Below are 10212 nucleotides of genomic sequence, written 5' to 3'. Positions count from 1 at the left end.
GGCAAAAAGGGGGCAACTCCGCCGAGAAATACGGTGGGTTGCCAGAGAAATTGGACCGAACGCGGTCGCCGTCATCATTGCGCGGTGGGATTCACTGAAAACCTCGGGTTATTCGAGGTGCCCTTCAATATCTCGCAGCTGAGCGATAAACTGTATAAAAACACAGTATCGCAAGGATGCGGATCATGCCCCAAGTGGCGGCCAGGATGGCCAGCCGGGACGAGAACACTGGTCGTTACCAGCGTCACCGGCCCGAGCAAACCCTGCTCTATCGGATCGTCGAAGAATACTACCCGACGTTCGCTGCCCATTTGGCGGCGCAGGGCAGGGAACTGCCCGGCTATGTGCAACGCGAGTTTGACGACTACCTCAAATGCGGCCGTCTCGAACACGGCTTTCTGCGGGTGCGTTGTGAGTCGTGTCACGCTGAGCACCTGGTTGCGTTCAGCTGCAAACGTCGGGGCTTCTGTCCTAGTTGTGGCGCACGGCGTATGGCCGAAAGCGCCGCGCTACTGGTCGATGAGGTTCTGCCCGTACAGCCCATGCGCCAATGGGTACTCAGCTTTCCCTTTCAATTGCGCTTTCTGTTCGCCAGCCGGCCGGAGGTCATGGGCCGGGTGTTGGGCATCGTTTACCGCGTCATCGCCACGCATCTGGTCAAGAAAGCGGGCTATACCCACCAAGCGGCCAAGACCGGTGCCGTCACCCTGATCCAGCGCTTCGGCAGTGCACTGAACCTCAACATTCACTTTCACATGCTGTTCCTCGATGGCGTGTACGTTGAGCGTCCCAATGGAACAGCCCGGTTCCTCTGGGTCAGGGCGCCGACCAGCGCCGAACTCACCCAACTGGCGCACACCATCGCCCATCGGGTCGGCCGCTATTTGGAGCGGCAAGGCCTACTGGAGCGGGATGCTGAAAACTGAACCGCCCCGGCTTTCCCGGAGGCTCCAACTCTTGAGAGGATGGAGCCATGAAGACGACGACGAAGTACTCCCCGGAAGTCCGCGAGCGAGCGGTTCGACTGGTATTGGAGCATCAAGGCAACCACGAGTCGGAATGGGCAGCGATTTGCTCGATTTCTGCCAAGATCGGTTGTACCGCCGAAACACTGCGCCGTTGGGTACGCCAGGCCGAGCGCGATACTGGCAAACGTGAAGGCCAGACCAGCAGCGAACGCGAGCGGATCAAGGCGCTGGAACGTGAGGTGCGTGAGTTGCGCCAGGCCAACGAGATCCTGCGCAAGGCGTCCGCGTATTTTGCCCAGGCGGAGCTCGACCGCCGCTTCAAGCCATGAAGGCGTTCGTCGATGAGCATCGTGCGGTTTATGGAGTCGAGCCGATCTGCCGGGTACTGCCGATCGCTCCATCGACCTACTACGCCCATGCACATTGCCAGGCCGCTCCCGAGCGGCGTTCTCCGCGAACACGGCGTGACGAGGTGCTGAGCGGGCATATCCAGCGGGTCTGGGAGGAGAACTTCCAGGTCTACGGCGTGCGCAAGGTCTGGCGGCAACTCAAGCGCGAAGGCGTAGTGGTGGCCCGCTGCACGGTGGAGCGACTGATGCGGCGACTGGGTCTACAAGGTGTCGTACGTGGCAAACCGGTCAAGACTACGATCAGCGACAAGGCCACCCCGTGCCCGCTGGACAAAGTCAATCGCCAGTTCCGCGCCGAGCGGCCAAACGCGCTCTGGGTGTCGGACTTCACCTACGTCAGCACGTGGCAGGGCTTCGTCTACGTGGCCTTTGTCATCGACGTATTCGCCCGGCGTATCGTCGGCTGGCGCGTGTCCAGCTCAGCCCGCACAGACTTTGTTCTCGATGCGTTGGAACAGGCGTTGTATGCCCGCCGACCGGTCGGCCAGGGCAGCCTGATCCATCACAGCGACCGTGGCGTGCAGTACGTCTCGATCCGCTATACCGAGCGCCTAGCTGAAGCTGGGGTCGAGCCCTCGGTGGGCAGCGTGGGCGACTCCTATGACAATGCCTTGGCCGAGACCATCAATGGCCTGTACAAGGCCGAGGTGATCCATCGTCGTTCCTGGCAGAATCGGGAGGCAGTGGAGCTGGCGACGCTGGAGTGGGTGGACTGGTTCAACCACCGACGGCTACTGGAGCCCATCGGGAACATGCCGCCGGCAGAGGCCGAAGCGATCTACTATCAGCAACTTACCGAGTCGGCCCAAGCGGCATGACTCACACCAAAGAGCCTCCGGAATTCCCGGGGCGGTTCAAACAGTTACCTGGCCTTGGATGCGGTGGATGAAGATGCGATGACTCCACTGCTGGGGCATTCCATCACGTATCGCATCGCCGTGGGGCCACAGGCAGGGCGCAAGGTGTTCACCCTGCAGACACTGCCCGCCTGCGACCCGGAAGATCAGTTTGGTGACATGCCCGGTAAGGTTGCCGGTTTCTCGCTACATGCCGGCGTAGCGGCCAAGGCCCATGAGCGCAGCAAACTCGAACGGCTGTGCCACTACATCAGCCGCCCGGCGGTGTCTGAGAAACGGCTGTCGCTCACGAAGAATGGCAACGTGCGCTACCAGCTCAAGACGCCGTACCGGGACGGCACCACGCATGTGATCTTTGAGCCGCTGGACTTCATCGCAAGACTGTCGGCGTTGGTGCCGAAGCCACGTGTGAACCTTACCCGGTTTCATGGGGTGTTTGCGCCCAACAGCAAGCACCGCGCCCTGGTTACACCTGCCATGAGGGGCAAGGGGAGCAAAAAGGTCAAGGTATCGGATGAGCCGCCAACACCCGCTGGGCGGCGAGCGTCGATGAAATGGGCACAGCGGCTCAAGCGTGTATTCCAAATCGACATCGAGACTTGCAGCGAATGCGGCGGTGCCATGAAGGTGATTGCCTGTATTGAAGATCCGGTAGTGATCAAGCAGATCCTCGACCATCTGAAGCAAAAAGCCGAAACCAACGAGTCCAGCCCGTTGCCCGAGAGCCGGGCACCACCGGCTGGCCTGTCGCCGGGTCTGTTTACCTGACCCGTCCCAAACGATTCCGATCACGATGCTGCGGTAATTCAGCCGCGGCAGGGATGCGTTATGCCGGCGGCTTGGGTTGGCCCCGGCTGTCGGGAAAAACGGGTGAATTTTCGGCGGGATCGATGGCTACACGGGCCGGATTCAGAATCACCCACTGGCAAAGCAGGCCGTCATTCGCGGTCTACAGTGGCTGGACTTGGAGAAAAACGGCGTTTATTCTTCCTATACTCCGTTTATTCTTCCTATACTCCGGTTCGAATGTCGTAACCGCTGCGGAGCAAGGCCGTCGCGAACGAGTGGCGGAGGGTGTGCGGTGTGGCGGGCTTCGTGATGCCTGCTTGTTCTACGGCACGTTTGAAGGCGCGCTGAAAGGTCTGGTCATACATGTGATGGCGACGCACGACACCGCTCCGTGGATCGGTCGAATGCGTGTGCTGCGCAAAAACCCAGAACCACGGCCAGGAATGCCCGGCGCGCGGATACTTCCGCTCAAGGGCGTCGGGAAGCGCAACGCCGCTGCGGCCCTCGGCCTGGTCCTTCAGCCACCATGCCCGTGCACGCGACAGCTGCTCGCGCAGGCTGGGTGCCAAGCTCTCGGGTAACATCAAGGCCCGATCCTTGGAGCCCTTGCCCTCCCGCACGATGATCGTGCCGTGATCGAAATCCAGATCCTTGACCCGCAGTTGCAAACCCTCACTGATCCGCATGCCCGTTCCATACAGAAGCTGGGCGAACAAACGATGCTCGCCTTCCAGAAAACCGAGGATGCGAACCACTTCATCCGGGGTCAGCACCACCGGCAAGCGCCGCGACGGCCGAGGTCTTCCGATCTCCTGAAGCCAGGGCAGATCCGTGCACAGCACCTTGCCGTAGAAGAACAGCAAGGCCGCCAATGCCTGACGATGCGTGGAGACCGAAACCTTGCGCTCGTTCGCCAGCCAGGACAGAAATGCCTCGACTTCGCTGCTGCCCAAGGTTGCCGGGTGACGCACACCGTGGAAACGGATGAAGGCACGAACCCAGTGGACATAAGCCTGTTCGGTTGGTAAGCTGTAATGCAAGTAGCGTATGCGCTCACGCAACTGGTCCAGAACCTTGACCGAACGCAGCGGTGGTAACGGCGCAGTGGCGGTTTTCATGGCTTGTTATGACTGTTTTTTTGTACAGTCTATGCCTCGGGCATCCAAGCAGCAAGCGCGTTACGCCGTGGGTCGATGTTTGATGTTATGGAGCAGCAACGATGTTACGCAGCAGGGCAGTCGCCCTAAAACAAAGTTAGCCATATGAACTCGGAATCAGTACGCATTTATCTCGTTGCTGCGATGGGAGCCAATCGGGTTATTGGCAATGGTCCTAATATCCCCTGGAAAATTCCGGGTGAGCAGAAGATTTTTCGCAGACTCACTGAGGGAAAAGTCGTTGTCATGGGGCGAAAGACCTTTGAGTCTATCGGCAAGCCTCTACCGAACCGTCACACATTGGTAATCTCACGCCAAGCTAACTACCGCGCCACTGGCTGCGTAGTTGTTTCAACGCTGTCGCACGCTATCGCTTTGGCATCCGAACTCGGCAATGAACTCTACGTCGCGGGCGGAGCTGAGATATACACTCTGGCACTACCTCACGCCCACGGCGTGTTTCTATCTGAGGTACATCAAACCTTCGAGGGTGACGCCTTCTTCCCAATGCTCAACGAAACAGAATTCGAGCTTGTCTCAACCGAAACCATTCAAGCTGTAATTCCGTACACCCACTCCGTTTATGCGCGTCGAAACGGCTAACCATTCCGTCAACGGGACGCCAAAATGCTGCGCATTTTGGTTCCCTCCGCTGCGCTCCGGCTCTCGTTACGTCCAACGTTAGCACCACTGAAACCCAGCTTTATTTAGCTCATGTTTATTCAAACGGCATTTAGCTTTTCAGGCGTTATTCAGTGCCTGTTTTGCCTTTTTTCCGGGCTTCGCCTGCATGGGCTGCGCAGGTTTTCAGTCTTTTTGGCCTCTAGCCCTTGCGTAGCAAGCGCAAGCAGCTATCGTTTTTGCAGTGCTGTGCCGCCTCGGTGGCGCAGCGTTTTTTCACGGTTAGCGCCCGTCGCCAAATTCAAGTTATCCGTTTTGGCTTCTGGTTCTAACATTTCGGTCAAGCCGACCCGCATTCTGCGGTCGGCTTACCTCGCCCGTTAGACATCATGAGGGAAGCGGTGACCATCGAAATTTCGAACCAACTATCAGAGGTGCTAAGCGTCATTGAGCGCCATCTGGAATCAACGTTGCTGGCCGTGCATTTGTACGGCTCCGCAGTGGATGGCGGCCTGAAGCCATACAGCGATATTGATTTGTTGGTTACTGTGGCCGTAAAGCTTGATGAAACGACGCGGCGAGCATTGCTCAATGATCTTATGGAGGCTTCGGCTTTCCCTGGCGAGAGCGAGACGCTCCGCGCTATAGAAGTCACCCTTGTCGTGCATGACGACATCATCCCGTGGCGTTATCCGGCTAAGCGCGAGCTGCAATTTGGAGAATGGCAGCGCAATGACATTCTTGCGGGTATCTTCGAGCCAGCCATGATCGACATTGATCTAGCTATCCTGCTTACAAAAGCAAGAGAACATAGCGTTGCCTTGGTAGGTCCGGCAGCGGAGGAATTCTTTGACCCGGTTCCTGAACAGGATCTATTCGAGGCGCTGAGGGAAACCTTGAAGCTATGGAACTCGCAGCCCGACTGGGCCGGCGATGAGCGAAATGTAGTGCTTACGTTGTCCCGCATTTGGTACAGCGCAATAACCGGCAAAATCGCGCCGAAGGATGTCGCTGCCGACTGGGCAATAAAACGCCTACCTGCCCAGTATCAGCCCGTCTTACTTGAAGCTAAGCAAGCTTATCTGGGACAAAAAGAAGATCACTTGGCCTCACGCGCAGATCACTTGGAAGAATTTATTCGCTTTGTGAAAGGCGAGATCATCAAGTCAGTTGGTAAATGATGTCTAACAATTCGTTCAAGCCGACCGCGCTACGCGCGGCGGCTTAACTCCGGCGTTAGGCAGCACAGAGCGACCATTTCATGTCCGCGAGCACCCCCCCCATAACTCTTCGCCTCATGACCGAGCGCGACCTGCCGATGCTCCATGATTGGCTCAACCGGCCGCACATCGTTGAGTGGTGGGGTGGTGACGAAGAGCGACCGACTCTTGATGAAGTGCTGGAACACTACCTGCCCAGAGCGATGGCGGAAGAGTCCGTAACACCGTACATCGCAATGCTGGGCGAGGAACCGATCGGCTATGCTCAGTCGTACGTCGCGCTCGGAAGCGGTGATGGCTGGTGGGAAGATGAAACTGATCCAGGAGTGCGAGGAATAGACCAGTCTCTGGCTGACCCGACACAGTTGAACAAAGGCCTAGGAACAAGGCTTGTCCGCGCTCTCGTTGAACTACTGTTCTCGGACCCCACCGTGACGAAGATTCAGACCGACCCGACTCCGAACAACCATCGAGCCATACGCTGCTATGAGAAGGCAGGATTCGTGCGGGAGAAGATCATCACCACGCCTGACGGGCCGGCGGTTTACATGGTTCAAACACGACAAGCCTTCGAGAGAAAGCGCGGTGTTGCCTAACAACTCATTCAAGCCGACGCCGCTTCGCGGCGCGGCTTAATTCAGGTGTTAGGCGACGCGTGGAGTCGCTCTAGAATTTTCGGGTACAAATTTTATGACGAATTATTTTGAGAGTCCCTTCAAAGGGAAGCTTCTGACTGAGCAGGTGAAGAATCCGAACATCAAGGTAGGGCGGTATAGCTACTATTCCGGCTATTACCATGGGCACTCGTTTGATGATTGTGCTCGCTACCTTCTACCAGACCGTGATGACGTTGATCAGCTGATTATCGGCAGCTTCTGCTCCATCGGATCAGGCGCAGCTTTTATTATGGCTGGGAATCAAGGCCACCGATATGATTGGGTCTCTTCTTTCCCTTTCTTCTACATGAACGAGGAGCCCGCGTTTGCAAAATCAGTCGATGCATTCCAGCGGGCTGGCGACACAGTTATAGGAAGTGATGTGTGGATCGGTTCGGAGGCCATGATCATGCCCGGGATCAAGATCGGGCATGGAGCGGTGATAGGTAGCCGCGCTTTGGTTGCCAAAGACGTGGAACCCTACACCATAGTGGGGGGAAACCCTGCAAAGTCGATTAGGAAGCGCTTTTCTGAAGAAGAAATTTCTATGCTTTTAGATATGGCTTGGTGGGATTGGCCGCTGGAACAAATCAAGGAAGCAATGCCTTTTCTTTGTTCGTCTGGCATTGCCAGCCTGTATCGTCGCTGGCAAGGCACAAGCGCCTAACAATACGCTACACACGGACAAATTACTCGCTGCGCTCCTAATTTGCCGGTGAGCGTGGCGTTAGCCACCAAGAAGGTGCCATGAAAACATTTGCCGCATATGTAATTATCGCGTGTCTTTCGAGTACGGCATTAGCTGGTTCAATTACAGAAAATACGTCTTGGAACAAAGAGTTCTCTGCCGAAGCCGTCAATGGTGTCTTCGTGCTTTGTAAAAGTAGCAGTAAATCCTGCGCTACCAATGACTTAGCTCGTGCATCAAAGGAATATCTTCCAGCATCAACATTTAAGATCCCCAGCGCAATTATCGGCCTAGAAACTGGTGTCATAAAGAATGAGCATCAGGTTTTCAAATGGGACGGAAAGCCAAGAGCCATGAAGCAATGGGAAAGAGACTTGACCTTAAGAGGGGCAATACAAGTTTCAGCTGTTCCCGTATTTCAACAAATCGCCAGAGAAGTTGGCGAAGTAAGAATGCAGAAATACCTTAAAAAATTTTCCTATGGCAACCAGAATATCAGTGGTGGCATTGACAAATTCTGGTTGGAAGGCCAGCTTAGAATTTCCGCAGTTAATCAAGTGGAGTTTCTAGAGTCTCTATATTTAAATAAATTGTCAGCATCTAAAGAAAACCAGCTAATAGTAAAAGAGGCTTTGGTAACGGAGGCGGCACCTGAATATCTAGTGCATTCAAAAACTGGTTTTTCTGGTGTGGGAACTGAGTCAAATCCTGGTGTCGCATGGTGGGTTGGGTGGGTTGAGAAGGAGACAGAGGTTTACTTTTTCGCCTTTAACATGGATATAGACAACGAAAGTAAGTTGCCGCTAAGAAAATCCATTCCCACCAAAATCATGGAAAGTGAGGGCATCATTGGTGGCTAACAAGTCGTATATGGACTCCTCCGTCAACCAGTAATTGCGCGATGGATCCTGCGGTCGGGAAGCGGTGCGGTTGCATTCGTATATTCGGCCTTGCGGTGGGCGCAAGCGCCCGGGCCATCATGGAAGTCGCGAAGCGGGTGCCTATCGTTCAAGCGGCCTCGTGGGCCGGCATTGTTATCGGCGTGTTCCGCTTCGGGACCGAACCCTTCGCCATGAGCAAGATGTTTCCGGCAATGCCTGATCGGGTGGAACGGTGAAGTGGCGGGTCAGGCGGCGAGCGGTTGCCGGCTGACGTGGTGTGCATCGAAGGGCTTGCCGTGGTGCTCCATTGCCCACAGCCGCCGCGCCAGCTTGTTGGCCAGCGCGCAGGCCGCCTTGTTGTGGCCGCGCTTGTCCTGCACGCCCAGCGCCCAGGCCTGCAGCGGATCCAGCGGCTGGCCGCGTTTGTGCTTGAGCCGCGCGCCTTGCAACACCGCGCGGGCGCCGTGAATGAACAAGGTGCGCAGGTAGGCATCGCCTCGCTTGGTCATCCGCCCCAGCCGTCGCTGCTGGCCAGAGGAATGCTCGCGCGGGGTCAGGCCCAGCCACGCCGACAACTGGCGACCGCTCCTGAACCGCGCCAGGTCGCCGGCACCGGCGCGCAGGGCCGTGGCGGTGAGCAGGCCCACTCCCGGCACGCGCTGGTAGCGCTGCACGGCGACATCGCGCTGCGCGTACTCGTCGAGCCGTTGTTCGATGGCCCGCATGTCTGCCTGGATGTGCAGCAGCCGCTGCAGCTGCTCGCCCAGGCTGTGCCGCAACGGCATCGGCAGATCGTTGTCGCCGTCCTCCAGCGCATCGCGCACTTGCGCCGACACCCGGGCCGCGCCCTGTGCGATGACGATGCCGAACTCGCGCAGCACGCCGCGCAGCAGATTGATCGTCGCCGTGCGCTCGCGCTTGAGGTGCTCACGCAACCGGTGCTGCGCCTGGATGGCCTGCTGCTCCGGCGTCTTCACCGGCACGCTGGCGATGCCGCCGCAGCGGTCGGCCTCGAGGATGCCGGATGCATCGTTGCGATCGGTCTTGTTGCCACGCACGTAAGGGCGCACGTCGCTGGCCGGCAGCAGCCGCACCGCGTGCCCCTGCCGCACGAAGCGCCGCGCCCAGTGGTGCGCGCTGCCGCAGGCTTCCATCACGATCCGCAGCGGCGGTCGCTGCTCGAACGCGCGGGCAAACGCCCGCCGCGTCAGCCGTTTCCGTTCGATCACCCGACCCTGGCCATCGGCAAATGCCAGCTCGAATACGTCTTTTGCAAGATCAACCGCAACGGTCGTAGCATGCATGGCGGACTCCTCTCGTGATCCCGTGTCCTGATGGAAATATCAGTCTGGCTCCCGAAGCCGTGTGGGCGATGCGGGAGGAGTCCATTCCATCACTCAAGGTCGCTCCCTGCGGTCGCTGGACAGTCCCAGTCGGCGCATGCTTCGCATTTTATGCGCCGCCTGTGCCTGCCCCTTAGCTCCAACGATATATCATGAAAGGCTGGCTTTTTCTTGTTATCGCAATAGTTGGCGAAGTAATCGCAACATCCGCATTAAAATCTAGCGAGGGCTTTACTAAGCTTGCCCCTTCCGCCGTTGTCATAATCGGTTATGGCATCGCATTTTATTTTCTTTCTCTGGTTCTGAAATCCATCCCTGTCGGTGTTGCTTATGCAGTCTGGTCGGGACTCGGCGTCGTCATAATTACAGCCATTGCCTGGTTGCTTCATGGGCAAAAGCTTGATGCGTGGGGCTTTGTAGGTATGGGGCTCATAATTGCTGCCTTTTTGCTCGCCCGATCCCCATCGTGGAAGTCGCTGCGGAGGCCGACGCCATGGTGACGGTGTTCGGCATTCTGAATCTCACCGAGGACTCCTTCTTCGATGAGAGCCGGCGGCTAGACCCCGCCGGCGCTGTCACCGCGGCGATCGAAATGCTGCGAGTCGGATCAGACGTCGTGGAT

11 protein-coding genes, 3 pseudogenes and 1 other annotated feature are annotated in these 10212 nt (G+C 57.4%); of the genes and pseudogenes, 12 read left to right on the top strand and 2 right to left on the bottom strand.

Annotation, left to right across the window (positions count from 1 at the left end; all coding sequences use genetic code 11):
* Positions 1-185 precede the first annotated feature (185 nt).
* The 3 genes and pseudogenes from H0484_RS14860 to H0484_RS14850 all read left to right on the top strand — a co-directional run.
* Positions 186-923, top strand: a pseudogene (locus H0484_RS14860) (transposase zinc-binding domain-containing protein); the annotation flags it as partial.
* Positions 924-973: 50 nt separating this feature from the next.
* Positions 974-2196, top strand: a protein-coding gene (locus tag H0484_RS14855) for an IS3 family transposase (protein ID WP_107320815.1) whose coding sequence is annotated in 2 segments (ribosomal slippage) — positions 974-1259 and positions 1259-2196 — 1224 coding nt in all. Because the reading frame shifts where the segments join, the coding sequence is not laid out codon by codon here.
* Positions 1252-1368, top strand: a sequence feature (AL1L pseudoknot). (Overlaps the previous gene by 117 nt.)
* 27 nt (positions 2197-2223) lie before the next feature.
* Positions 2224-3003 (top strand): annotated as a pseudogene (locus H0484_RS14850) (transposase); the annotation flags it as partial.
* A gap of 251 nt (positions 3004-3254) precedes the next feature.
* On the opposite strand, the pseudogene intI1 reads toward H0484_RS14850, so the two are convergent.
* Positions 3255-4142 (bottom strand): annotated as a pseudogene (gene intI1, locus H0484_RS14845) (class 1 integron integrase IntI1); the annotation flags it as partial.
* Between the two features lie 144 nt (positions 4143-4286).
* Here intI1 and dfrA12 point away from each other — a divergent pair.
* From dfrA12 to H0484_RS14810, 7 genes are all read left to right on the top strand, one after another.
* On the top strand, positions 4287-4784 hold the full coding sequence (gene dfrA12, locus H0484_RS14840) for a trimethoprim-resistant dihydrofolate reductase DfrA12 (RefSeq protein ID WP_001083725.1): 498 nt from the start codon (positions 4287-4289) through the stop codon (positions 4782-4784).
* A 111-nt stretch (positions 4785-4895) separates the two neighbouring features.
* Complete coding sequence (locus H0484_RS14835) at positions 4896-5186, top strand: DUF1010 domain-containing protein (protein WP_001336345.1); 291 nt, start codon at positions 4896-4898, stop codon at positions 5184-5186.
* A 5-nt stretch (positions 5187-5191) separates the two neighbouring features.
* Positions 5192-5983 carry an ANT(3'')-Ia family aminoglycoside nucleotidyltransferase AadA2 gene (locus H0484_RS14830; RefSeq protein WP_001206356.1) on the top strand — a complete coding sequence of 264 codons (792 nt, stop codon included), beginning with the start codon at positions 5192-5194 and terminating at the stop codon, positions 5981-5983.
* 80 nt (positions 5984-6063) lie between these two features.
* Positions 6064-6618 carry an aminoglycoside N-acetyltransferase AAC(6')-IIa gene (locus H0484_RS14825; RefSeq protein ID WP_023622803.1) on the top strand — a complete coding sequence of 185 codons (555 nt, stop codon included), beginning with the start codon at positions 6064-6066 and terminating at the stop codon, positions 6616-6618.
* Between the two features lie 94 nt (positions 6619-6712).
* Entirely contained in the window at positions 6713-7345 is a 633-nt protein-coding gene (locus H0484_RS14820) for a type B-2 chloramphenicol O-acetyltransferase CatB2 (RefSeq protein ID WP_012477387.1), read from the top strand.
* An 80-nt stretch (positions 7346-7425) separates the two neighbouring features.
* Positions 7426-8226: an OXA-10 family extended-spectrum class D beta-lactamase OXA-17 gene (locus tag H0484_RS14815; RefSeq protein ID WP_032491804.1), complete on the top strand. Its 801-nt coding sequence runs from the start codon at positions 7426-7428 to the stop codon at positions 8224-8226.
* A gap of 119 nt (positions 8227-8345) precedes the next feature.
* Positions 8346-8483 carry a hypothetical protein gene (locus H0484_RS14810; RefSeq protein WP_226955427.1) on the top strand — a complete coding sequence of 46 codons (138 nt, stop codon included), beginning with the start codon at positions 8346-8348 and terminating at the stop codon, positions 8481-8483.
* Between the two features lie 9 nt (positions 8484-8492).
* Here H0484_RS14810 and H0484_RS14805 read toward each other — a convergent pair whose 3' ends face one another.
* Positions 8493-9551 (bottom strand): IS110-like element ISPa25 family transposase, encoded by a 1059-nt coding sequence (locus H0484_RS14805; RefSeq protein ID WP_032491805.1) that lies wholly within the window; start codon positions 9549-9551, stop codon positions 8493-8495.
* Positions 9552-9742: 191 nt separating this feature from the next.
* Between H0484_RS14805 and H0484_RS14800 the strand changes: the two genes are divergently transcribed.
* A complete protein-coding gene (locus H0484_RS14800) occupies positions 9743-10090 on the top strand; it encodes a quaternary ammonium compound efflux SMR transporter QacE delta 1 (protein WP_000679427.1) in 348 nt (115 codons plus the stop codon).
* A partial coding sequence (locus H0484_RS14795; protein ID WP_161773316.1) for a dihydropteroate synthase occupies positions 10084-10212 on the top strand: 129 nt, incomplete at its 3' end. The genes H0484_RS14800 and H0484_RS14795, both read left to right, overlap by 7 nt.

This window comes from Mesopusillimonas faecipullorum (assembly GCF_020539505.1).
GTDB lineage: Bacteria > Pseudomonadota > Gammaproteobacteria > Burkholderiales > Burkholderiaceae_B > Mesopusillimonas > Mesopusillimonas faecipullorum.
This window is presented reverse-complemented; position numbering and strand designations above follow the sequence as displayed.

Bases quoted from the DNA above. Each gene is read 5' to 3' on its own strand.
- dfrA12 (WP_001083725.1), top strand. From the start codon at position 4,287: ATGAACTCGGAATCAGTACGCATTTATCTCGTTGCTGCGATGGGAGCC.
- H0484_RS14835 (WP_001336345.1), top strand. From the start codon at position 4,896: ATGTTTATTCAAACGGCATTTAGCTTTTCAGGCGTTATTCAGTGCCTG.
- H0484_RS14830 (WP_001206356.1), top strand. From the start codon at position 5,192: ATGAGGGAAGCGGTGACCATCGAAATTTCGAACCAACTATCAGAGGTG.
- H0484_RS14825 (WP_023622803.1), top strand. From the start codon at position 6,064: ATGTCCGCGAGCACCCCCCCCATAACTCTTCGCCTCATGACCGAGCGC.
- H0484_RS14820 (WP_012477387.1), top strand. From the start codon at position 6,713: ATGACGAATTATTTTGAGAGTCCCTTCAAAGGGAAGCTTCTGACTGAG.
- H0484_RS14815 (WP_032491804.1), top strand. From the start codon at position 7,426: ATGAAAACATTTGCCGCATATGTAATTATCGCGTGTCTTTCGAGTACG.
- H0484_RS14810 (WP_226955427.1), top strand. From the start codon at position 8,346: ATGGAAGTCGCGAAGCGGGTGCCTATCGTTCAAGCGGCCTCGTGGGCC.
- H0484_RS14805 (WP_032491805.1), bottom strand. From the start codon at position 9,551: ATGCATGCTACGACCGTTGCGGTTGATCTTGCAAAAGACGTATTCGAG.
- H0484_RS14800 (WP_000679427.1), top strand. From the start codon at position 9,743: ATGAAAGGCTGGCTTTTTCTTGTTATCGCAATAGTTGGCGAAGTAATC.